Annotated in this window: 16 protein-coding genes; 14 read left to right on the forward strand and 2 right to left on the reverse strand. The window is 61.9% G+C overall.

From position 1 onward, the window contains the following. Nucleotides 1-24: 24 nt before the first annotated feature. The 3 genes from GYM67_RS01035 to GYM67_RS01045 all read left to right on the forward strand — a co-directional run bounded on the left by GYM67_RS01035 (nucleotide 25) and on the right by GYM67_RS01045 (nucleotide 4527). On the forward strand, nucleotides 25-1935 hold the full coding sequence (locus GYM67_RS01035; RefSeq protein WP_220236734.1) for an ABC transporter ATP-binding protein: 1911 nt from the start codon (nucleotides 25-27) through the stop codon (nucleotides 1933-1935). Between the two features lie 114 nt (nucleotides 1936-2049). After that, nucleotides 2050-3117: a glycoside hydrolase family 43 protein gene (locus GYM67_RS01040; RefSeq protein ID WP_258561525.1), complete on the forward strand. Its 1068-nt coding sequence runs from the start codon at nucleotides 2050-2052 to the stop codon at nucleotides 3115-3117. 51 nt (nucleotides 3118-3168) lie between these two features. Next, a complete protein-coding gene (locus GYM67_RS01045) occupies nucleotides 3169-4527 on the forward strand; it encodes a glycoside hydrolase family 27 protein (protein WP_220237341.1) in 1359 nt (452 codons plus the stop codon). 6 nt (nucleotides 4528-4533) lie between these two features. Here the strand turns inward: GYM67_RS01045 and GYM67_RS01050 are convergent, their stop codons facing one another. Further along, nucleotides 4534-6117 carry a glycoside hydrolase family 43 protein gene (locus GYM67_RS01050; RefSeq protein ID WP_220236735.1) on the reverse strand — a complete coding sequence of 528 codons (1584 nt, stop codon included), beginning with the start codon at nucleotides 6115-6117 and terminating at the stop codon, nucleotides 4534-4536. A gap of 212 nt (nucleotides 6118-6329) precedes the next feature. Between GYM67_RS01050 and GYM67_RS01055 the strand changes: the two genes are divergently transcribed. The 8 genes from GYM67_RS01055 to GYM67_RS01090 all read left to right on the forward strand — a co-directional run bounded on the left by GYM67_RS01055 (nucleotide 6330) and on the right by GYM67_RS01090 (nucleotide 18144). Then, nucleotides 6330-8555, forward strand: a complete 2226-nt coding sequence (locus GYM67_RS01055; protein WP_220236736.1) for a family 43 glycosylhydrolase — start codon at nucleotides 6330-6332, stop codon at nucleotides 8553-8555. Further along, nucleotides 8552-9634 carry a LacI family DNA-binding transcriptional regulator gene (locus GYM67_RS01060; protein WP_220236737.1) on the forward strand — a complete coding sequence of 361 codons (1083 nt, stop codon included), beginning with the start codon at nucleotides 8552-8554 and terminating at the stop codon, nucleotides 9632-9634. Before GYM67_RS01055 ends, GYM67_RS01060 begins: the two co-directional genes overlap by 4 nt. 307 nt (nucleotides 9635-9941) lie before the next feature. Further along, nucleotides 9942-12626, forward strand: coding sequence for a family 43 glycosylhydrolase (locus tag GYM67_RS01065; RefSeq protein WP_220236738.1), 2685 nt, complete (start codon nucleotides 9942-9944; stop codon nucleotides 12624-12626). Nucleotides 12627-12765: 139 nt separating this feature from the next. Continuing rightward, nucleotides 12766-13758, forward strand: coding sequence for a glycoside hydrolase family 43 protein (locus tag GYM67_RS01070; protein WP_220237342.1), 993 nt, complete (start codon nucleotides 12766-12768; stop codon nucleotides 13756-13758). Between the two features lie 229 nt (nucleotides 13759-13987). After that, a complete protein-coding gene (locus GYM67_RS01075) occupies nucleotides 13988-15307 on the forward strand; it encodes an ABC transporter substrate-binding protein (RefSeq protein ID WP_220236739.1) in 1320 nt (439 codons plus the stop codon). 111 nt (nucleotides 15308-15418) lie between these two features. Continuing rightward, nucleotides 15419-16369, forward strand: a complete 951-nt coding sequence (locus GYM67_RS01080) for a carbohydrate ABC transporter permease (RefSeq protein WP_220236740.1) — start codon at nucleotides 15419-15421, stop codon at nucleotides 16367-16369. Then, nucleotides 16366-17247, forward strand: coding sequence for a carbohydrate ABC transporter permease (locus GYM67_RS01085; protein ID WP_144178217.1), 882 nt, complete (start codon nucleotides 16366-16368; stop codon nucleotides 17245-17247). Before GYM67_RS01080 ends, GYM67_RS01085 begins: the two co-directional genes overlap by 4 nt. Before the next feature lie 165 nt (nucleotides 17248-17412). After that, the gene (locus GYM67_RS01090) at nucleotides 17413-18144 is read left to right on the forward strand and encodes a hypothetical protein (RefSeq protein WP_220236741.1); all 732 of its coding nucleotides are present in this window, start codon (nucleotides 17413-17415) and stop codon (nucleotides 18142-18144) included. Here GYM67_RS01090 and GYM67_RS01095 read toward each other — a convergent pair. Beyond that, complete coding sequence (locus tag GYM67_RS01095; protein ID WP_220236742.1) at nucleotides 18126-19220, reverse strand: LacI family DNA-binding transcriptional regulator; 1095 nt, start codon at nucleotides 19218-19220, stop codon at nucleotides 18126-18128. The two genes, GYM67_RS01090 and GYM67_RS01095, sit on opposite strands and share 19 nt — an antisense overlap. Before the next feature lie 292 nt (nucleotides 19221-19512). Between GYM67_RS01095 and GYM67_RS01100 the strand changes: the two genes are divergently transcribed. The 3 genes from GYM67_RS01100 to GYM67_RS01110 all read left to right on the forward strand — a co-directional run bounded on the left by GYM67_RS01100 (nucleotide 19513) and on the right by GYM67_RS01110 (nucleotide 23150). Then, nucleotides 19513-21159: an extracellular solute-binding protein gene (locus GYM67_RS01100; RefSeq protein WP_258561527.1), complete on the forward strand. Its 1647-nt coding sequence runs from the start codon at nucleotides 19513-19515 to the stop codon at nucleotides 21157-21159. A gap of 71 nt (nucleotides 21160-21230) precedes the next feature. After that, nucleotides 21231-22166 carry an ABC transporter permease gene (locus GYM67_RS01105; RefSeq protein WP_258561581.1) on the forward strand — a complete coding sequence of 312 codons (936 nt, stop codon included), beginning with the start codon at nucleotides 21231-21233 and terminating at the stop codon, nucleotides 22164-22166. A gap of 24 nt (nucleotides 22167-22190) precedes the next feature. Then, entirely contained in the window at nucleotides 22191-23150 is a 960-nt protein-coding gene (locus GYM67_RS01110; RefSeq protein WP_220236743.1) for a carbohydrate ABC transporter permease, read from the forward strand. Nucleotide 23151 lies beyond the last annotated feature (1 nt).

Genomic DNA, 23151 nt, shown 5'->3' on the forward strand with positions numbered 1-23151 from the left:
CAGCAGGCATGGCAAGGTGAGACGATGAAGCAGCAAGAGCAACGTTCGGCAGGCACCACGCGCAGGAACACCTTTCGCGAGGACGAGGACCTGGAGGAGCAGATCAATTTCGGTGATATCAAGCGCATAGGGGCCTATCTGAAACCCTACCTGCGCCAGGGGGTGATCATCCTGGCGGCGGTTCTGTCCATGAGCGCCATCGCCGTGGCCATTCCCTACATGACCAAGACCATGATCGACGCGGTCATCCCCTCCAAGGACCCGGTCCGGCTCTTCGCCCTGGGGGCGGTCTTTCTGTTGGCTATCGTCATCTACGAGCTCCTCCTGCGGTACCGGACGGTGGCCATCACCCAGGTGGGCCAGCTCATGCTCAAGGACATGCGCCGTGACCTCTTCACCCACATCCAGACCTTGCCTTTCTCATACTTCGACTCCAGGCCCCATGGCAAGATCCTGATCAGGGTGGTCAACTACGTCAACACCCTCTCGGATACCCTGAGCTCGGGTCTGATCAACGTGATCGCGGACATCTTCACCTTTTTGCTGACCCTGGTTGTCATGTTCGTCATCGACTGGAGGCTGACCCTCTGGTCCCTGGTCCTCATGCCCCTGCTGGTGCTCTATGTGCTGATTCTCCAGCGCTTCCAGCGGCGGGCCTACCAGCGCCTGTCCAACAAACAGAGCAATCTGAACGCCTACATCCATGAGTCCATCGCAGGGGTCAAGACCACGCAGACCTTCGTCAGGGAGCGCGAGCAGTTCCATACTTTCCAGGAGCAGCAGGGCCAGGTTCGCAGCGCCTGGATGCGGGCCGTGCACATCCAGTACCTGATGTGGCCAGGAGTGCAGAACATCTCCACCATCACCATCGCACTGATCTACTATCTGGGGATCACCGGCCTGGGTGGCGTGCAGGTCACCACGGGCATGCTGATCGCTTTTGTCGGCTATGCCAACAACTTCTGGAACCCCATCATCAACATCGGCAACTTCTACAACCAGCTGATCACATGCTCGGCCTACCTGGAGCGCATCTTCGAGACCCTCGACGTCCGCCCTGGGATCGAGGACCGTCCAGGGGCCATAGAGCTGCCGCCGGTCAAGGGCAGGGTGGACTTCAACGACGTGGTCTTCAAGTACGAGCCCGGAGGCCGCAACATCCTCAACCTGGTGGACTTCCATGTGCCGGCAGGCAGCACGGTCGCCCTGGTGGGGCCTACGGGCGCCGGCAAGACCACCATCGTCAACCTTCTCTCGCGCTTCTACGACGTGACCGAGGGCAGCGTCTGCGTGGACGGGCATGACGTGCGCGACGTGACCCTGGCCTCCCTGCGTCGACAAATGGGGGTCATGCTTCAAGACACCTTCATCTTCACTGGCAACGTGCGCGAGAACATTCGCTACGGTCGCCTGGAGGCCACCGACCAGCAAGTCGAGGAGGCCGCAAAGGCCGTCCATGCCCACGAGTTCATCATGGAGCTGCCCGACGGCTACGATACCAAGGTCGAGGAGCGCGGATCCACCCTCTCCGCAGGTCAGCGGCAGCTGATCGCCTTTGCCAGGGTTCTGCTGGCCGACCCCCGAATCCTGATCCTGGACGAGGCGACCAGCAGCATCGACACCCGCACCGAGGAGGCCCTCCAGGCCGGACTGGCCCATCTGCTCAAGGGGCGGACCTCCTTCGTCATCGCCCACCGGCTGTCCACCATCGAGAATGCGGATCAGATCTTCTATATCGATCATGGGCAGATCGTGGAGCACGGCACCCACCAGGAGCTCCTGGCCAAGAGGGGCGCCTACTATCGGCTGCACGAGTCCCAGTACGCCATGATCCGCACAGCCAACGGTGACCAGGCGCAATCGACACAGCCTGGCGATGATGCCGGACAAAGCGGCAGCCGGGTTCCGCAGGATTCGACTGTCTCTGCCCAATAGCAGGCTGACCCATGTGTCGCGGTTGGTCCCCGACTAGCAGCATTACATCGTTATAAAATAAATAGCGACAAGGCAAAGCCGACAGGTTCGGCAGCCAGAGCAAAGGAGCAGACGTTGAGCGATACGGTTCACAAGGATGTCGAAGGAGCCGACCCCTACGGGTATCTGATGGTGCACTTCATCGAAGACCCCCAGGGGTATGCCGAGCGCCTCTACTTCGACCTGTCACGAGGCGACGACCCTCTGAGCTGGGATCCGCTGTACGGGGGCAGGCCGCTGCTGACCTCGCATCTAGGCACTACCGGCCTGCGGGATCCCTACATGGTGCGTGACCCGCGCAACGGCCGGGTCTATGTCATGGCTACCGATCTGCGGGTGTTCGGCGGCGATCAGTCAAAGGGCAGCGGCTGGGAGCACTGGTCCCGCCACGGCAGCACCAAGTTGATGATCTGGTCCACTGACGACCTGATTCATTGGTCAGGTCCCTGGCCGCTGGATGTGTCCTTACAACAGGACGGCAGCAGGGTTCCGCTGGGCATGGCCTGGGCGCCGGAGTGCCTATGGGTGCCCGACTATGAGGGGCCGCGGCAGGGGGCCTTCGTCCTCTACTGGTCATCCAAGCTCTTTGACCAGGATGATCCTGACCATGCCGACCCGTCGGTATATGACCGGGTGCTCTGGGGGTCGACCACCGACTTCACACAGGAGCACTTCCGCTATGGGGGAGTCCTTATCGATACCGGCCGCAATGCCATCGACACCACCATGGTCCAGCGTCCTCTGCCTGGGGGCGGCCTACGCACCTACCGGGCCACCAAGGACAACGGCTTTGGCCGGGGCATCTGGCTGGACAGCACTGACGATCCTCGATGGTGGCTGCCGCAGGCCCGGTGGACCACCATCCAGGAGCAGATCGGCGCCGGCTGGTGCGCCGACGGCAACCCCTCGGGCGTAGAGGGTCCGGCCCTCTATGCCGACCATGCCCGGAACCGTTGGTACCTGCTGGTGGATGTGATTCCTTCAGTGGGCTACAGGCCCATGGTCAGCGATGATCCGGACGCCGGGTTCGACTACGCCCGGGAGGAGGACTTCCGCCTGCGCCCCCATACCAAGCACGGCGGGGTCCTATCCCTGACCCGGCAGGAATACGAACGTCTGCGCCCTCTGGCGCGACAGGACTGAAACAAAGCACTGAGAAAGGAGCAAGACGTGGACAAGGCCTGGAGACCGCCTATGGGGTGGAACAGCTGGGACAGCTACGGGACCACCGTCACCGAGCAGGAGGTGCTGGACAATGCGCAGGTCATGCGCGACAGGCTGCTCCCGGCGGGCTGGGACACGGTCGTCATAGACATCGCCTGGTACGACCCGACCGCCAGGGCCCATGGCTACAACGCCAAGGCGCCTCTGGTCCTGGACGGCTATGGCCGGCAGCTGCCCGACCCGGTCCGGTTTCCTTCGGCGGCCGACGGCCAAGGGTTCGCTCCGTTGGCTGCTCGGATCCACGATCTAGGGCTGCGCTTCGGCATTCATGTCATGCGGGGCATCCCCAGGCTGGCGGTCGAGCGGGACCTGCCCGTCCTCGGCACCTCCTATACCGCCGCCCAGGTGGTTGACACCACCCATGTCTGTGCCTGGAATCCCGACAATTACGGTCTGGACCATTCCCATCCGGGAGCCCAGGCCTGGTATGACGCCCAGGTTGACCAGTTCGCACGTTGGGGGGTGGACTACCTGAAGGTGGACGATATGCAGGTCCCTTTCATGGACCGGGAAATCGACGCCTACGCCTGTGCCATCAGCAAGGCCGAGCAGGCCCATGGCCATCCCATGACCCTCTCCCTGTCCCCGGGCACCCGGGTGCCCACCACCCATCTTGGCTTCCTGCGGGATCACGCCCAGCTCTGGCGGATTTCGGACGACCTCTGGGATCGTTGGCAGGACCTTTACGCCCAGTTCGCCCGTCTGGCCCGCTGGGCACCTTTGCAGAGCACAGGCCACTGGGCCGATGCGGACATGCTGCCTCTGGGGCATATCGGACTGCGGGCCGAGCGGGGCGGAGACCGGTCCAGCCTCCTGACGGCCGACGAGCAACGCACCATGCTGACCCTTTGGGCCATGGGGCGTTCGCCGCTGATGGTGGGCGGCGACCTCCCCAGCAGCGATGAGGCCATTCTGTCGCTGCTGGATAACCCAGCCTTGGAGGAGGTCACCGCCGGTTCGGCCGACAATGGTGAGATCATCCGAGAGCCGGTCGAGAGTGGGGACGGCCAAGACAAGAAGATCCTAGGCGAGGAGATCGTCTGGAGGGCCCTGGCCAGCGACTGGGCCGACGGAACCCCCTCGGGCCATGACGGCGGGGTCTATGCGGCTGTCTTCTGGACCGGGGATCGCCCCCGGCGAGTCAGGACGGCCCTGTCCTCCCTGGTGGGCCTGGACGGGGCGAACGAGGCCTGGACCCCGGTCGACCTGTGGGGGAACCGGACCACTGAGCCCGCCCAAATCAGCCTGGAAGGACAGGGTGCCGACCGTGAGCTGGCGGCTCTTGTGCCTGCACACGGCGTGGTCTGGGTGGCTCTGGATCCACGCTGAGGCTGATCAGCGCTTGGAGCCCCAGATGCAGACGTTGTTGCCCAGGGCGCTGAAGGTCATGACCATGCGGTGATCCTTGTCCCTGGGCAGCCGGGCGAAGACCCCCTGGTAGCTCACGGTCCCGTCCTCCTCCTTGAGGTCCATGGACAGCCGTCCCCGGTCGTCGACCTGCCAGTGGCCCTGGCGTGCTCCGGTCACCTGGCCGCCGGGCTCCAGATGGATGTCCACAGCCTTGACCACGCCCCGGTATTGGGTGCTGTGAGTGTCGGTCACCTTGCGCGGTCCCTTGAAGAAGATGGTCGGATCATGCTCCACCAGCTCATAGGTGCCGGCCTGGTCCTTGGCGCTGTATGGGCCGCCGGCCTTGGTGCCCAGATATTCATAGGGGGCCGCCACCAGCCACCCGTCTGCTGTGGGCATCAGCTGCCGGACGCGGATCTGATGCTCCTCCTTGCGGTCGGAGAATCTGGTGTGATAGATCACGTAGTCTCGGCCGTCCTTGTCGTGCAGAGCCGTGTTCCCGCCCTGCGAGACCTCGATGTCGCCCTGCTTGTCTCCGCTCCACTGGTAGGAGCCCATCAGGCGGATACCTGTCTCGCTGGTCCAGTTGTCGGCCTCGCCGCTGGTGGCGATGGCCGGGTTGCCCTGCTGGTCCAGATAGGGGCCGGTGATGGAGTCCGAGCGGAACATCCGCATCTGGTAGCCTCCAGTCTGCACCAGCTTGCCGTAGGAGAGGAAGAGGTACCAGTGGCCGTTGGTGTGCAGCAGCGCCGATCCTTCGCCTGAGTTGCCGAAGCCTCCGGCGAGTTTGTGTCCGTAGTAGGCGTCGGACTGGTTGGCCTGGGTGGGGTAGGTGGTGGAGTAGTCGCGCAGGCCGGTCTTGGGGTCCAGCCGGATCATCCAGATGCCGCCGAACCAGGAGCCGAAGCTCATCCACAGGCCCCCCTGCCCGTCATCCTTGACACAGGCGTCGATCGCATTGATGCCCGTATCCGTGTAGGACTGATAGCGGTCCAGCTTCGGGTCCGGGCCCAGCACCTTGGGAACGTCGGTGTGCATGTAATTGGCCCGTGTGAAGCCGGAGTAGACCACTGGTCCTGCATAAGTCCAGTCGCCGTCCACCCGGTCGGCGGTCAGCAGGACGATGACCGAACGATGCTCGGCCCCGTTCAGGCTCAGGTACATGCACCACTTCTTCATGGTGGCGTTGTAGTAGACGTCAGGCGCCCACATGTTGCCGGTCACGTCCGGGTTGGAGGACTGCTTGGGCCAGTCCTTCCAGATCTGGGCAAAGATCTTCTTGTAATCGCGGCTCAGGTTGTTGGTGAATGGGGTCCAGTTGACCAGATCTGTGCTGCGGGCATAGGCCCGGTGCGAGCCGAAGACGTAGTAGCTCTTGCCGGAGCGAACCAGGGAGGGGTCGTGGACCGAGACGCGCTTGGGTTCCTGGGTGGCGGCGGCTTTTGTGCCGCTGGCTGACGGCTGCTGGTTCGAGCAGGCGCCCAGTGCCCCTGTCAGCAGCACCGCCAGACCCGCCGTCAGGGCAGTCAGGGCCTTGATGGCCCGTCCGATGCGTTTGGGTCTTCTCATGGTTCCTCGCTTTCCGTGAAGGCAGCCCGATCGACATCGATGACGACCCGCGGCGCATGGCCGACCTTGCGAAGTCGGTTCGGATGAGCAAACAGCCCGGCCTCATCCATGCGGTCATCAGGCGTCGTGGACTGATCTCCATGTATAATTTCTATCGTTAGAAACGATAGTCGTCGGCGTTGAAGCCGGCAAGCCGGATGGAAGGAATCGTCATGGGTGAGGATGTTCTGGACGGTGGACGAGAATCTGGGGATGGGGTTGCGCTCATGTGCTACACCCGGCGTCCCACTGATCGGCAGGAGGCCAACAACGAAGATGTCGCTCTGAGCATGCACCTGGCCCTGCGATCGCGGGCGACCGGCCGTTGGGAGCCCCTGAACGGCGGCTACGGCATCTTCTTCGCTGCTGCTGTGCCCACCAAGTCTGTGCCGGATAGTGCCCGTGGGGCCTGCACGGCCGGGGCCGCCCTGCCAGGCGAGGCAGCACCGCAAGAGGGCGGGCACAACCCTGGACTGGACGCTCATCAAGGCGAAGGGTCCAATGCTGATGCTGATGGCGACGACAATGTCGACGATGGCCAGGCATCCCAGGCGGCCCAGGAACTGGCGGTGGTCCCAGGGCAGGATCTGGTCCTCAAGAGCCTGATCGACCCCTTCCTGCTGCCCCTGAGGGACGGCGCCTTCGTCATTCTGGCCACCAGGGTGGCCAGGGGCGGCCAGTCGGACGGCTCCCAGGCCGACTCCTTCCTGACGGCTCTTTCGCCGGACCTGCTGACCTACCGACGGCTGCCACAGGTCCATATCCTGGGCGCTCATGGGGTCCACCGGCCCAGGGCGCGGCTTCTGGACGATGGCCAGGGCTGCCGGCTTTACTGGGACGACGACCGCGGGCGGCTGTGCACGGCCACGGTGGACGACCCGACGCGGATGGGCATGGTGGCCGACATGAAGATCCTGGAGGATGACGATTCTCTGGTCCAGGGCGACCCCCTGTCCATGGACCGGCGGCGCGCCCTGGAGGAGGACTGCGGCATGAAGGGCATTCTGGCCGGCAATGTGGTGCTGATCCGCGCCGATTGCGAGCGTGGCCTGCTGGAACGGTTCGGCCGCATCTATAACACCGGCGTGAAAGTGGATCCGGTTCAGGTGTTCCGAGGCGACGGTCTGGAGTCGGCCCGGCAGGCCCAGGCACGGCTCCTCTACAGCGATGGGTCTGCCGCCTTGCGCGGGGTGGACTGGGATCAGAGCCAATTGGATCGTCTGGCCAGTGACCTGGCCCTGGGTCGTCTGAATCATGGAGAGACCAGGCTGATAGGCGGACGGGTCCGGCAGACGGCTTACCCGGTCCCCTTCGCTCGGCAACGTGCCGATCCCTCCATTTTCCGCTGGTCCTGGAGGGGCCGGCGCCTGTTCATGTTCATCGCCACCGAGGATGCGGATGGCAATTGCGTCGACCCCTTGAACGGGCACACGCACATGCCTCTACGGGTCGCTGACACCATCGAAGGCCTGAGCGATCAGGCCGGCGGTCATGAAAAGGAGGTGGACCTGCTGCGCAGGGGCGATCGCAACAGCGAAGGCCGAGTCATGACCGGCTGTTTCTGGGCCCCGGAGATCCATCTGATCGGAGGCAGGCTCTCCATCCTCTTTATGCCTTGCTTCGATGGTCCGCGGACCAACCCGGACGGGACCGCCAACGATCGGGCCGGGAAGCCGGACATGTGGACGGGCTGCTGCCATATCATGCAGCTGCGCCGCGACGACCAGGGCCGGGATCTGGACCCTCGCCAGCCTGAGAACTGGGACAGCCCCCGACCCATTCTGCGGGCCGAAGGCACCCCTCTCAACCCCATCCAGCGCATCAGCCTGGACATGACGGTCCTGCACGATACCGGCCGCTGGTATTACGCCTGGCAGCAGCTGGGCTCGGTCTGGATCGCCGCCTTCGACCCTGCCCGCCCCGACCGTCTGACCAGCACGCCACGCCAGATCATCGTCCCCGAGTTCGCCTGGGACAACATGATTGCTGAGGGGCCCAATGCCGTGATCCACGACGGCCTGATCTTCCTAATTTATTCCGGCTCCCTGGTGGGCATCGACTACACCACCGGACTGGTGACCGCGCCGGCCGGTGTTGGGGCCGATCTATGCGATCCCGGCGTGTGGAAGAAGCTGGACTACCCATTGCAGAAGTCCGGGAAGTACAATGGCCATTGGCAGCTGGGCACCGGCCACGGTATGTGGTCCCAGGACGAAGACGGCACCATGATCTACGTTTTCCACAATGCCGAGCATGACCAGGACCGCTACCTTGGCCGCGACAGTCAGGTACGACGGGTACATTGGTCCGCTGAGGGGATGCCCGTATTGGATATGCAAACGGATGAGGAGCTCGACCCCACCCGTGCCACGGTAACCTTGGAGGTTAGGGTCTTATGAGTTTAGCCGATTCCCCCGGCACAGGACGTGGTTCCACCCCGACTATGAAGGATGTGGCCCAGGCCGCAGGAGTGTCGGTCAAGACCGTCTCCAATGTGGTCAATGACTATGAATTCGTCTCCAAGGCTACTAGAGGCAAGGTCAACAAGGCCATAGAGGAGCTGGGCTACCGGGTCAATGTGCCGGCCAGAAACCTGCGGCTGGGCTTCACGGGGATGATCTCCTTGGCCATACCTGATCTGGCAATGCCTTACTTCGCTCAGCTCTCCTCCTTGGTCATCGAGGAGGCCAAGAAGCTGGGCATGCGGGTTCTGGTGGAGCCCACCCTCTACTCGCGCGAGGGTGAAATCGAGGCTCTGCACGGCTCCCAGCGATCCATGATCGACGGCCTCATCTACAGCCCGCTGGAGCTGGGCATGGACGATCTGGACCAGCTGCGGGTGGACTATCCTCTGGTGGTTGTGGGGGAGCGGATCTTCAGCGATCAGTTTGATCATGTGGCCACGGAGAACGTGGAGGGCGCCAAGCACGCCACCGCCTATCTGATTAACACTGGTTGCCGTCGGGTGGCGGTCATCGGCACCCATCCCGGCGAGAAGCTTGGTTCGGCTGCTCTTCGCTTGGAAGGGTACAGACAGGGTCTTGAGGAGGCCGGCCTGGACTACGATCCCCGGTTGGTGGCCCCATCGCGCATGTGGCATCGCATCGACGGGGTCAACGCCATGAATGCCCTGCTGGACCAGGGCATTGTCCCCGACGGGGTGGTGGCCCTGAACGACATGCTGGCGGCAGGGGTTCTGCATTCCATACAAATGCATGGCATGTCGGTGCCGGACGACATCTCGGTAATCGGTTTCGACAATTCCGATGATTCCCAGTATCTGTCGCCCTCGTTGACCAGCATCTCGCCCGGGCTCAAGGCCGTGGCCAGGCTCTCGGTCCGTGTTCTCAAGGACAGGATCAATGGGGTCCAGCCGCTGAACACCAAAGAGGGCGAGCACGTCTTCCGCAAGGTATCCTCCTCGCTGGTGGTCCGCAATTCAACCCGTGCCCTACCCGGAAACGAGATCGCCGTCTGATCGCTGATGTGCTTTTTCGGGTGTCTTGGATTTCTGAATTTCTAACGTTATAATATACTGAAGACGTTCTCGAATGATTTGATGCGGCACCGGCGGGCCATGGAGGCCTGCCGGTCGGAGCGCGGCCGCTCCGATGCCGATGTGGAAAGGTGTGAACATGCGTCATCAATCGTCATCAGACGCAGGACGACGGAGCCGAGGAGGGGTTGCAGCGGCGGCCCTCGTGGGCATGATACTGGCGGGCGGCACAGTCGCGTCTCCAGCCTGGGCGGATCAGTCCCCAGCAGATGGCAGCGCTACAACCAGGATGTCTGCCAGTCAGCCGCAGCCCCTGCTCGGCTACGATTTTTCAGCCCTTGCCGCAGGAGCCAAGGAGGCAAACAATACTGTCACAGGCTCATCCTTTGGCCCGGCCCGCATCCTGGATGCCGATGGCCGGCCGACAGGGGCGGCCAAGAACGACGATGCGCTCCTGTTCGATGGATCCACTTATGTCAAGCTTCCCGATGACATACTGAGCGGACACGCCAGCGCCACGGTGTCCATCCGCGTGCGCAACGACCGGTTCAACGCCTCAGGCCCCTGGACCTATCTCTGGTCGCTAGGGGGGACCGGTCAGCAGGCTGTCGGCTCCTGGACCACCTCCACCCATACCTCCCTGTACACCTCCATCACTTCCAAGGCCAACGGCCAAGGCGAGACATATCTGCCGGCATCCAAGAACCTGCCCAGTGACCGCTTCTCCACGTTGACCGCCACCATCGACGGCAAGAACAACATGGTTCGGCTCTATATCAACGGTTTGCAGGTGGCTGAGGGCAAGGCCACGGTCAATCCCGCCGCCTTTGGAGACCACCGCCACAACGTAATCGGCCAGTCCCGATACCCCGGCATAGGCGACGCCCTCTTCCATGGCGCAGTGCAGTCATTTGCCGTCTATCCGCAGGCCCTGAATGCCGACCAGATCGTCGCCACCCTGCCCTCGGAAGACCTTGGAGATCTGATCAACCAGCAGGCCGCATCACTGGCGGTTCCCGCAGCCGTAGACGGTGATTTCAACCTGCCGGTCTCAACTACTGTCGCCTCGGTGGGGTGGACCTCTTCTGCGCCTGGAACAGTCAGTGTCAATGCTGCCACCGGGAGGGCCCATGTGGTCCCCGGCAAGCGGGATGTCCCAATCACGCTGACGGCCCGGCTGCAAGCGAGCAAGGCCTCGAGGTCCTCCCGGGACGCTAAAGCCATCCAGCAGGACTACCGGCTTATTGTCAGGGGCACATCCAAGGACGGTCAGAACGCCTACTCGCGCGTCTCTGTGCATGACCCTTCCGTGGTCAAGGCCGGAGGGCGCTACTATGTCTTCGGCTCGCATCGGGCCTGGGCCCGCAGCACCGACCTCAAGCATTGGGAGCCATTCACCAACAATCTGAGCCGGGATTACCAGCGCATTCTGGATCCTGTCTGGAAGGCATGGCCCAAGCAGTCCTCCAACCCGGACGTGACCGGCAACATGTGGGCGCCTGAGGTCTACTACAACGCCACCATGAAGAAGTGGTGCATGTACCTGAGCCTGAACGGGGGAGGGTTCCCCTTCCAGAAGTCGGTCATCGTCCTGCTGACGGCCGACGACATCGAGGGGGACTGGAGCCTGGTGGGCCCAGTGGTCTACTCCGGCTTCCAGAAGTCCAACGTGGAGGCTACTGACGTTCCCAAGGTGCTGGGCCCCAATGCCGATTTGTCGCGTTATGCCAGCCTTACGGATACGGGCATCAATGCGATTGACGCCTGTGTCAAGGATGACGGGCAGGGGGGCCTGTGGATGAGCTTCGGCTCCTGGTTCGGCGGCATCTGGATGATCCGGCTGGACCCCAAGACCGGCCTGCGCGACTACTCCACCACCTACCCCACCCAGGCCAACCAGTCCGACGCCTACTACGGACACAAACTCGCCGGAGGCTTCGGCAACTCAGGCGAAGGCACCGCCCTGGTCCGTCAGGGTGACTGGTGGTATCTGATGCTTTCTTACGGCGGACTCGGGCAGACCGGGGGCTACCAGATGCGTGAATTCCGCTCCCGTTCCATTACCGGCCCCTACATGGACCAGAACGGCAAGCCGGCCGTCTATGGGCGTGCAATGAACGATCTGGATGCCAACCGGGGTCTGCGGATCGACTCCTCCTTCGCCCAGCCTGGACAGGACCAGGTGCTGACCTCCCAGGGAGGCAATGCGCTGTTGATTGACGAGGATCGCGTCTTTAACGTTTACCATACTCGCTTCGTGCGCGCTGCGGGCAACTTGGAGGAACATCAGGTCCGGGTCAAGCAGATGGTCCAGACCCCTGACGGATGGCTGGTCATGACGCCCTTCGAATACCGGAATCCGGTGGGCAGGGTCTCCTCCAGCCAGGTGGTCGGCGACTACCAGGTGGTGGTCCATGATCCGGTCCGTTACTATGCGGGATCCGGCCTGCTCAGCCCGGCAATCTACCGGTCCGTGTCAGTGAGCCTGCTGGCTGGCGGTCGGCTGGGCGGCCAGGTGCAGGGCTCTTGGACGGCGACTGGTGGCGATCTGACCATCAAGGTGGACTCGGCGGATCCGGGCACTCTGTTGCACGGCGTCTATCGGGCCAGGCTGGGCCGACAGCTTGATGAGCAGGGCCATCCGGTCGTCTTCTTCTCAGGATTGGGCGGCGATGTCTTCACCGATGCCGGTGCCGATGTCTCCCAGGCAGCAGGTGCCGCGGCCATCTGGGGCTCGCGTCCCCTGGCCGGTCCCAAGGTTCAAGAGGAGGCCGATGGCGATAGCGGTCATGCGACTGTTCCCGCCGCGGACTCCACTCGTGCACCTGCAGGTCGGTCCGGCAAGGAAGGCAAGGCCGGTCGTCTTCCCTCGGCCGGATCGGCCCTGTCGGCTCCCGTCGCAGCCGCATCCGCGGCCCTTGTCTTGGGTCTGGGCGCACTGGTGTTCACTGCCATTCGCCGAGCCCAAGGCTGAACCGGACCGGGCCCACTGCCCAAGCCGCCCTCCACCTTCGAATTCGAGCGCCCGGCGGAGGGTGGGCAGCTCGCTGATATTCAACGTTGTATATTGGTCATATAGACCAGTACCTCCGTCTTCGTGATAGGAACACATGATGAGCGCATACCACAATCCCCTGGTACTCCAGCGGGCCGATCCCTGGGTCATCAGGCATAGGAACCTCTACTATTTCACTGCCTCCTACCCGGCCTACGACAGAATCATCCTGCGCGCCGCCGCCAGGCTGGACGACCTGCAGGCCGCCCCTGAGCGCACCATCTGGCACAAGCACGAGTCCGGCCCCATGAGCAGGTATATCTGGGCGCCCGAACTCCACCGGATCAATGGGGCTTGGTATATCTACTTCGCGGCTGCCGAGGAGGACTTCGGCTCCGCCGATCTGCCCACCCATCGCATGTATGTGCTGGAGAATACCGGCAAAGACCCCATGGATGACGAGTGGATCGAGAAGGGGCAAATCCACACCCCGATCGACTCCTTCTCCCTGGATGCCACCACAGCGGTGATCGGGGGCAGCCAGTACCTGATTTGGGCCCAGAAGGATCCAGTCATCGAGGGCAATTCCAATCTCTACATCGCCCGCATGGCCAATCCCTGGACCCTGGCCACTGATCCTGTCCTGCTCTCCAAGCCCGAATACGACTGGGAATGCATTGATTTCAAGGTCAACGAGGGCCCGGCTGTCATGCTTCACCAGGGCATGATCTACCTGACCTACTCGGCCTCGGGCACCGGGGTCCCTTATGCGGTGGGCATGCTGACCGCCTGTGAGGATGCCGACCTGCTGGATCCTGCCAGCTGGACCAAGAGCGATCACCCCGTCTTCAAAACGGCTGAGGAGAACCATCAGTATGGGCCCGGCCACAATTGCTTCACAGTCAGCGAGGATGGCAGCCAGGACCTGATGATCTATCATGCTCGCAACTACACACATATCGAGGGTGATCCCCTCTTCGATCCCAACCGCCATGCCAGGGTTGGACTGGTCACTTGGACCGACCATGGCCCGGACTTCGGACGACCGCTGCCTGATGATCGGTGGACCCCGACGAGCCGCCAGATCCTGCCTCCCGATGGCAGCCATTGAGCGGCATAACCGGGCTATGCCCGACACGCTTGTACATCGTTGGAGAAGAGAGTAATATATCATTTGCAACGTTAGAAAGATGTCGGTTTACAAAGGCGTGGGCTACGTTCACGTATCTGGGAGCGTGACCAGGCGATGCAAGCCATTGGACCAGATGGGCAGGACATGGTTGTTTCGGCCGTCATCGGTTCCTTTGTAACCGTTGCTTGATGTCGAAAGGACAGAGACAATGAAGGCAATCAGAAAGGCTGCGGTAGCCGCGATCGCGCTCGCCACGCTCAGCACCGTGGGGCTCTCGGCCTGCGGTTCCGGCAGTGGTGGCAAGGATGCCAAGGGCAAGGACGGCGTTACCAACATCGTCATGTGGCACGGATTCTCCGAGGCCGATGGCAAGACTCTGAAGAAGATCGTCGAGAACTTTAACAAGTCCCAGAAGAAGTACCACATCGACGCCCAGCTGCAGCCCTGGAGCACCATCGGCGAGACCATGGTCACCAAGGTCACCTCGGGCGACGGCCCGGACTTCGTCACCACCGGCGCCGACAACGGCCAGGGCTGGTCCATAGACGGCACCTTCCAGTGCGTGCAGGACTTCTATGACGATCCCTCCAACGAGACCAAGAACTACCTGCCCAACGTGACCAAGCAGACCGAGTTCATCATCGATGGCAAGAAGCAGCAGTGCGCGGTTCCCATGGGCTACGCGCCCACCACCGTCTGGTACAACACCGATATGTGGAAGGCTGCCGGCCTGACCGAGCAGGATTATCCCAAGACTTGGGACCAGCTCCTGGATGTGGCCAAGAAGTTGACCAAGGGTGACGGTTCCCAGTACGGCATGGCCCTGTCCGACTCGGGATGGGCGGCCTTCATGAAGGGCAACGGCACCGGCCTGTACAGCACCAAGGGCAAGGTCACCATCAACTCCGAGCAGAACAAGGCCTTCCTGCAGAAGATGCGCGAGTTCTACAAGGGTGGTTACTCCAAGACCGGCATGGATGACACCGCTGCACGCGAGTCCTTCGAGTCCGGCCAGTCGGCCATGGTCATCGTCGGCCCCTGGGAGGACCAGGCAGCCACCGACAAGGGCATCAAGCACGATCTGTTCCCCGTGCCCAACGGAGACGGCACCTATGTCTACCCCGACGGCAAGAAGGGCTCCAACACCGGTTGCACCGGTCTGTATTGGTGGGTCACCTCGCAGGTCAAGGACGAGGCCAAGAAGAAGGGCATCTACGCCTTCTTCAAGTACTACAACAACCATGACAACCAGGTCATGTGGTCGCTGGGCTCCGCCTATCCGCCCAACAACAAGACCGTGACCACCGACGAGCTCTCCAAGCGCCCCCTGATCGCCAAGGTCTCCGAGAATACGGACAACTCCTACATCGGCATTGCCGGCCTCAAGGGCGGCTTCGCGGATATCTCGTCCACCCTGGATTCGGTGACCCAGAACACCGCCCGCACTGACGATGACATTTCCGCCTCGCTATCCAAAGCCTCCAACAAAATCCAGAAGTATCTGGATGAGTACAAGGCTGAGGACTGATTGAACATCCGCCCCTGAGGAGCCGGCCTGGCGGCCTGCAGCGCCGTCGGCCGGTCCCTCATGGCTGACCGTCGCCCGGGCCCGGCGTCCGGGCGGCACTTTGGAGTACCTATGTCCACTACCACTGGGATCCCACCCGCGCAGGGCGCCGACGAGGTCATCAAGGACAACAAGAAGACCCTTTCCAGGCGCAATATCCGGATCGGGCTTAGCTTCATAGCCCCGGCCCTGATCGTCCTGTCGGTCTTCGTCTTTTACCCGACCATCAAGACCTTCTTCACCTCGCTGACTACCGACCGCATCAACCGCAAGGGCATCTTCGTCGGTCTGCACAACTACGTCGAGCTTTTCACCAACGCGGACTTCTGGACCGACTTCCGCAACACGGTCATCTACGCGGTCGTCTACGCGCCGTTGGTGGTCATCGTGGCCCTGGCCTTCGCCCTGTTGCTCAACCGCAAGGACATCAAGGGGGTCGGCTTCTTCCGCACCTGCCTGTTCATGCCCTACATCATCTCGCTGACTGTGGCCTCCATCGCCTGGAGCTTCCTTCTCTCGCCATCACTGGGTCTCATACCCTACTGGGGCAAGGTGCTCTTCGGCATCCAACACATGGATCTGCTGGGAACCAAGTCCACGGCCCTGGCCACCATCATTTTCATCACCGTATGGAAGAACTTCGGCTATTTCATGGTCATTTTCCTGGCCGGCCTGCAGGGGATCAACCCGGACCTGTACGAGGCGGCCTCCCTGGATGGAGCCAACGCCTGGCAGCGCTTCCTGCACATCACCCTGCCAGGGCTGATGCCCACCTTTAACTACGTGGTCATCTTCGGACTGATCGGATCCTTCCAGGTCTTCGACCAGGTCTTCATCCTGACATCCGGAGGCCCCGACCGCGCCACGGAGACCATCGTCTACCGCATCTACACCGAGGCCTTCGGCAACGGCAAGATGGGCTATGCGTCGGCCCTGTCCTATGTCCTGCTGATCATGACGCTGATCATCGGCGTTATCCAGCTGGTCTGGAACAACAAGCATGAGAAGGAGGAAATCGGATGAGCCAGTCGACTCCTACCGCAATCGAGCACGATAAGCTGCTCAGGAGGGCCCATGCCCGACACATGGTGGCCAGGGTCCTGACCTACTTCCTGCTGATCCTGATGACGGTGATCATCATCTTCCCCTTGCTGATCGTGCTGATCACCTCCTTTACGCCCAACAAGCTGACCCAGACATGGCCGCCCAAGGTGATTCCCTCCTCATTCACCCTGGACAACTACACCTCGCTCTTCCAGCGGATGCCCATCGGCAAGCAGCTGATGAACACAGTGATTTTCGCCGGTGCTGTGACGGTCTTCTCGGTCTTCTTCGACTCCCTGGCCGCCTACGGGCTCTCTAGGATCGACTTCAAGGGGCGCGGCTTCCTGCTGGGAATCCTGATCGCCACCATGATGATCCCTGGCATGGCCCTGCTGATCCCGGTTTACAAGCTGCTGGCAAGCATGGGTCTGGTCAACTCTTACTGGGGCATCATCATCCCCAGGCTGGCTGATGTGGGCGGCATCTTCCTGATGCGGCAGTTCTTTATCTCCCTGCCCAAAGATCTGGACAACGCGGCTCGCATCGATGGTGCCGGCGAGTTCCGCATCTTCTGGCAGATTATCCTGCCCAACGCCAAGTCCTCGGTGCTGGTAGTGACCATGTTCAACTTCATGGGCAACTGGAACGACCTGCTCTGGCCATTGATCATGACCAGCCGCCCGGAGACAAGGACCATCACCGCCGGTCTGGCCATGCTGACCGGCCATGGCTCCTCGGTCACGCCCTATGGCGTGGTCATGGCAGGCGCCCTGATCTCGGCACTGCCCTTGCTGATCATCTTCTTCTTCATCCAGAAGAGCTTCGTGCAGGGCATCGCCATGACCGGTATCAAGTGATCGACGAGGCCACCATTATCGGCACCGGGCCCAGGGCCCTTTGAGGGGTGGGCCACTGCGCCTGGTGTCCAAGGGGCCGACGGGGGATGACCAACCCCCCGTCGGCCCCTTGTTCGTTCTGGATCTAGACTGGGCTGTTGAGCGTCGCGGACGGGGAGGTCAGGCATGGATGAGCGTCAGGGCGATCAATATGGGCTGAGCTCCGACCAGCAGGATGCCTTGGGGGTTCTGGCATCGGAGGATCCCCATGCTGGACAGTCCAAGTGGACCATCTTCAGGCAATTGCCGCCGAATGAGCGTTGGCCATATTTCGCCCAGCACTTTCTTCCCGGTATTCTGGCCGCCGCTCTGGTACTGGCCCTGCTGGTCGGCCTGGTCGTCACCAGACTGACCAGGCCGCCGGACCCGCTTCTTTCAGTTCAGGGCTTCAACATGAGCGCCCATGAGGAGGGGTTTGACCGCATCAAACAGGGATTCATGCACGACCAGGGAATCAAGGATGGCCGGCTGGTGGACATGGAGGCGACCCTGACGCTGAATGGCCAGGGCTACGACGATTCGGCCAAGGCCCTGACCCGGGTCACTGCAGGACAGATCAACATGGTGATCGCCCCGACGGGCCTCTTTCCGACTCTGTGTAAGCGCGGGCTGGTGGCTAAGCCCTCGCAAGGATTGAAGGGTGGTGACCTGCGGCGGTTAGCCAGCCAAGGCGTTCTGGTGGACTCCAAGGGACGGCAGGTATCGAATCCGTCCCATGCCATGGGACTGGATCTCTCCCGCTCATCGCGCTGGAGGCAGGTGCCCGGCCTGCCTGATCACGCCATCCTGGGGTTGAGCAACGTAGCCGACACCATAACCTACGTCCGGGCCTTTGTCGACTATATGGATTTCGGCTGAGTTCCCGGGTCCCTTTGAACCGTGTCTGCAACATGGATTCCCAGGGTGGATTCCCGCTCCAGCAGATGGTAGCCCACGATCACTCTGCGAGGGGTTCGGTCCGAATCTTCCTGACCCTCCTGCTGACCCACATGATCCAGCATCATGGAGATGGCCATCCGCGCCATCTCAGTGAAATCCACTGCCACGGTGGTCAGGGTGGGGACGGAGTAGGCTCCCGGTTCAATCCCGTCGAAACCGGTGACCGCGACATCCTCAGGCACCCGCAGTCCGCATTCAGCCAAGCCGCGGATGATGCCAAGGGCCAGGGCGTCATTCATGCAGCAGAGGGCATCGTAGTGCATGCCTTGGCGAGCAAGGGCATGTGCTGTCCGCCGTCCGGCCGGGGTGGACCAGTCACAGGTGACCAGGGCTTGGGAGGTATCCATGCCCAGGTCTTGCATGGTGTCCAGGGCCTGCCGATAGCGGTTCCGCCGCAAGGTCACGCTCAGGGCGTGGCTGGCGCTCAGGGCTCCCTGATGGCCGCCCACCACGCCGATCCTCCGGCGCCCGCAGGCATGCAGATGGCGTATGGCTGCGGTCATTCCGTCCCTGCTGGGAGTCTCGATGGAATCGTAGCAGGCTTGGTTCTGCGCGCTCATATCGTCGAAGAGCAGGACCGGCAGCCCGTTGGCCACCTGCTGGATTTCCCGGGCGCTGTTGTGGGTGGAGCAGACGAAGAGCCCGTCGCACATGGAAGAACGCAGCTCCTGGATCTGGCGGAGCTCCTTGGCCTTGTCGTACTGGCTGACCTGGATGATCAGCTTCAGATTTTTGGCGAAGAGCCGGCTGGCCAGGGAGTTGGCCAGCCTGGCATAGTAGCCGTTCTCCAGGTCCGGCACGATCAGGGTGAAGATGCCCGACCGGCCCGAGCGCAGGGCACGAGCGGATACGTTGGTGGAGTAATGGAGGCGCTGGGCCTGCCTGATGACCTTGCGGCGTGTAAGCGGTTTGACGATGTCCATGCCGCGCAGGGCCGCAGAGGCTGTCGATGGGGATACGCCTGCGGCATCCGCCACATCCTTGAGTGTTACCACCGCTTCGCCTCCTTGCGAACTTGACCAGGAACCGACGGGTCAAGTTTGGTCCCATAGGGCGACCTACATATCGAATCGTTGCAGTAATTCTATGTCTACTACCTGCTGAACGCGCCAACAACAGTAATGATTTGACAAGGAGGTAATGGGGATTGCATAATCAAATCGTTACGATTCCTATAGGATGACGACAGGTTTCACCCTCTGCAAGTATGCAAAGACGTATGCGTAGGCAAAGCAGCCGGGGTCCAGTATGACCCGATCCGCTTGCCAGGCCTTTCAAGGGCCGGGAATGGAGAAGGAGACTGATGATGACAACCAAGGCAACCATGATGAAGGGCCTGGCCGTGCTGTCGGCGCTGGCCGTGGCGGGTACTCTCGCCGCCTGTGGCGGGGGGGGGGGGGCTTCTCCACCGATGACAAGGGACGGCCCATAGTCAAGATTCTTGTGGTGAAAAATTCCAATGAAACCAAGATGGCCGACATGACTTGGGCCAAGGAGCTGGCCGCCGACTGCGGCTGTTCCATTCAGTGGCACGAGGTCAGCGACGATGCCTGGGGACAGCAGAAGAATGCCTCACTGGCTGCTGGCGAGATCGACGATCTGAACATCAGGGCCTTCAACCCGGACGATGCCGTCCGCAACCCCTCGGCCTTCGAGCCCTTGGGCGATGACCTGGACAAGCTCCCCAATGTCAAGCGCTTCTTCAAGGAGCAGCCCACAGCCCGCAAGTTCGTCACTGTCGACGGCAAGGTTCGTGTTCTGCCATCCAGCCGCACCAAGGGGTTCCTGGCCTCGGGCCAGCATCTGATGATCAACCGCGTCTGGCTGGAAAAACTGGGGCTCAAGGCCCCCACCACCTGGGATGAGATGCGTACGGTCATGGAGGCTTTCAAGACCCGCGATCCCAACGGCAACGGCAAGGCCGACGAAATCGCCTTTAACCCGCGGGCCCTGGTCACCGGCAAGATCGGCGACTGGTGGAGCCCCTTCCTGATGATGAATTCGACCGGCATCGTCACCCATTTCAATTCAGGACCCTCGCAGCAGGGGATCTATCTGCGCGACGGGAAGGTCGGCAACTGGATGCAGACCGACCAGTTCCGTCAGGTCATCGCCTTCTACCGCGAGATGGTCGAGAGGGGATGGGCCCCCTCGGACTGGGTCACTGCCAAGGGAGACAAGTACAACGCCCGCAACCAATCTGACGGGCAGACCGCCACGGTGGGCATGGTCTTCGGCTGGGACGACTCTGCCCTGGGATCCTACGGGTCGGCCATGGCCCAGCAGTATGAGAGCATCCCGGTGCCCGCGGCCGACGGGGTTTCCGCCGACAAGGTGGTCTGGGACGGCTCGCGCGAGGCCAACCGCTTTGAGGACTACCACATGGCCATGTCCGCAAATGCGGCTAACAAGGATGCTGCGCTGAAGGTCATCAACCTGCTTTATTCCGAAAAGTACTCCATCCAGCAGCTCTATGGCTCCCTAACTGATGAGTACCTGGAGAAGACCGGACCGCACGCCTACCGTGTCACCGACAAGTTCCACCAGGCCCAGGACGCGGCCAGGATTCCGGCCCTGGAGGACCGGCTGGCCGGCTGGATTCCTGATGCGGTCACTGTCGAGGGCGACCGGGGCATGGACCATGTGGCTGCCGTGGACAAGGCCTATGAGGAGCAGTATAAGCACTACGACCACGAGCGGGACATGATGCCTATTTATGTGCGTATCAGCGAGGCAGATCAGAACACTGTGGCCAACAACAACACCGCCCTGTTCAACTACGCCGTGCCTGTGGTCTCCAACTGGCTGGCCAAAGGGGGCGTCCAGGATGATGCCGCTTGGCGGGACTTCCAGAGCAATCTGAAGAAGTATCAGATCGATCAGAACACCACGATCTGGCAGAAGGCCTACGACAAGGCCCTCAAGGTCAAGTAAGCCGGCCGGCGCCGCTGGCAAGGAGGTTGAAGGTGCGTGCGGACAAGGAAGCGATCGAGCGCGGTAGCGACGTGCAGGTGGTGGATAACGACAAGGTGCGGAAAACCTGGCCTCTGCATAGGCGGCTGGCCTGGCATTTCCGACGATACTGGCAGCTCTGGCTCATGGCCCTGCCGGCCCTGGGCTTCACCCTGCTCTTTGCCTACGTGCCCATGTACGGCATCCAGCTGGCCTTCCGGGACTTTGTCCCCGCCAAGGGGCTGACCGGTGGCCGATGGGTGGGGCTGCAGTACTTCCGGCAGTTCTTCCAGTCGCCCCTCTTTGCCTCCACCATGATCAACACCTTCAAGATCAGCCTGGGGACGCTGGTCCTGGGGTTCATCACCCCTATCATTCTGGCCCTGCTGATCAACCAGATCGGCTCGCAGCGGATCAAGGGATTCGCCCAGACCATCACCTACATGCCTCACTTTATTTCCACTGTGGTCATCGTGGCCATGCTCAACATCTTCCTAACGCCTAATACCGGGCTGGTCGGCCGCTTCCTGGGCAAGGACAACGTCCTGGACAGCCCCGGCGCCGTGGCGCCCATCTACTGGATTAGCGAGGTCTGGCAACACTGCGGATGGAACGCCATCATCTATCTGGCGGCCCTGAGCTCGGTGGACCTGTCTCTTTACGAGGCGGCCAAGATGGACGGGGCAGGCCGGCTGCAGCTGATCCGCTACGTGGACCTGCCCACCATCATGCCCACCTGTGTGGTCCTCCTGATCATGAACATGGGCTCTGTGCTTTCGGTCGGCTTCGAAAAGGTCTGGCTGATGCAGAACGCCATGAACCTGCCGGGTTCCGAGGTCATATCCACCTATACTTTCAAGATCGGCATTCAATCTTTCCAATTCAGCTACGGAACGGCCATAGGCCTGTTCAACACGGTCATCAACTTCGTCTTCCTGGTCGGGGCCAACTGGATATCCAAGCGGGTCACCGACACCAGCATCTTCTGATCGCGCAGGTTAAGGAGGGTCATCATGACTAGCAGCAACGTCGCGCAACCGGCACCCAAGGCGAACCCTGGGGCCATCCCGTGGAACAAGCACACCAGGCAGCAGCAGAAGCCTGGGGATCTGGCCGTCGACATCGTCATAGCCCTGCTTCTGGCCGCCACGCTTCTCGCGGTCATCTACCCGCTCTGGTTCATCGTGGTCGCATCTCTGTCCGACCAGGGGGCGGTCTCCTCGGGGCGGGTCACGCTCTGGCCCGTGGGCTTCACGCTGGTCGGCTACCAGAGGGTTTTTCAGGATGCCCGCATCTGGACCGGCTATGGAAATACGGTCCTGTACGCCGTCCTGGGCACGGCTCTGAACCTGGTGGTCACCATGCCTGCGGCCTTCGCCCTGTCACGCCTGGAGTTCAAGCCCCGCAGGGTGCTGCTCTTCCTGTTCACCTTCACCATGTACTTCGCCGGCGGGCTCATCCCCAACTACCTGCTATACAAGCAGCTGGGCCTGCTCAACAGCATGTGGGTCTTCATCTTGCCCGGTGCCCTGAGCGTCTGGAACCTGATCATCGCCCGTTCATTCTTCGAGACCTCCATACCCGAGGACCTGCATGATGCGGCGCGAATCGACGGACTGGGCTACTTCGGCTACTTCATGAAGATCGTCATCCCCCTGAGCTCGGCCATCATCGCTGTCATCGGCCTCTACTACTTCGTGGGCCACTGGAACGACTACTTCACTGGCCTGATCTACATCCGACAGGAGGCCAAGGAGCCTCTGCAGAATGTCCTCCAGTCCATTCTGCTGGCTAACCAGACCAACCAGATGGGCACCGGCAACGGCGGCCAGAACGTCCTGCAGCAGCAACAGCTGGCTGACCAGATCAAGTATGGCGTCATCATCGTTTCCACCCTGCCCCTGCTGATTATCTACCCCTTCCTGCAAAAATACTTCAACAAAGGGGTCATGATCGGCGCGGTCAAGGGATGAG

It is taken from the genome of Bifidobacterium asteroides, from assembly GCF_019469425.1.
Lineage (GTDB): Bacteria > Actinomycetota > Actinomycetes > Actinomycetales > Bifidobacteriaceae > Bombiscardovia > Bombiscardovia asteroides_I.

What these genes read in the sequence shown, in the direction of transcription:
- GYM67_RS01035 (WP_220236734.1), top strand. Translation starts at nt 25, where the DNA reads ATGAAGCAGCAAGAGCAACGTTCGGCAGGCACCACGCGCAGGAACACC.
- GYM67_RS01045 (WP_220237341.1), top strand. Translation starts at nt 3,169, where the DNA reads ATGGGGTGGAACAGCTGGGACAGCTACGGGACCACCGTCACCGAGCAG.
- GYM67_RS01050 (WP_220236735.1), bottom strand. Translation starts at nt 6,117, where the DNA reads ATGAGAAGACCCAAACGCATCGGACGGGCCATCAAGGCCCTGACTGCC.
- GYM67_RS01055 (WP_220236736.1), top strand. Translation starts at nt 6,330, where the DNA reads ATGGGTGAGGATGTTCTGGACGGTGGACGAGAATCTGGGGATGGGGTT.
- GYM67_RS01060 (WP_220236737.1), top strand. Translation starts at nt 8,552, where the DNA reads ATGAGTTTAGCCGATTCCCCCGGCACAGGACGTGGTTCCACCCCGACT.
- GYM67_RS01065 (WP_220236738.1), top strand. Translation starts at nt 9,942, where the DNA reads ATGTCTGCCAGTCAGCCGCAGCCCCTGCTCGGCTACGATTTTTCAGCC.
- GYM67_RS01070 (WP_220237342.1), top strand. Translation starts at nt 12,766, where the DNA reads ATGAGCGCATACCACAATCCCCTGGTACTCCAGCGGGCCGATCCCTGG.
- GYM67_RS01075 (WP_220236739.1), top strand. Translation starts at nt 13,988, where the DNA reads ATGAAGGCAATCAGAAAGGCTGCGGTAGCCGCGATCGCGCTCGCCACG.
- GYM67_RS01080 (WP_220236740.1), top strand. Translation starts at nt 15,419, where the DNA reads ATGTCCACTACCACTGGGATCCCACCCGCGCAGGGCGCCGACGAGGTC.
- GYM67_RS01085 (WP_144178217.1), top strand. Translation starts at nt 16,366, where the DNA reads ATGAGCCAGTCGACTCCTACCGCAATCGAGCACGATAAGCTGCTCAGG.
- GYM67_RS01090 (WP_220236741.1), top strand. Translation starts at nt 17,413, where the DNA reads ATGGATGAGCGTCAGGGCGATCAATATGGGCTGAGCTCCGACCAGCAG.
- GYM67_RS01100 (WP_258561527.1), top strand. Translation starts at nt 19,513, where the DNA reads ATGGAGAAGGAGACTGATGATGACAACCAAGGCAACCATGATGAAGGG.
- GYM67_RS01110 (WP_220236743.1), top strand. Translation starts at nt 22,191, where the DNA reads ATGACTAGCAGCAACGTCGCGCAACCGGCACCCAAGGCGAACCCTGGG.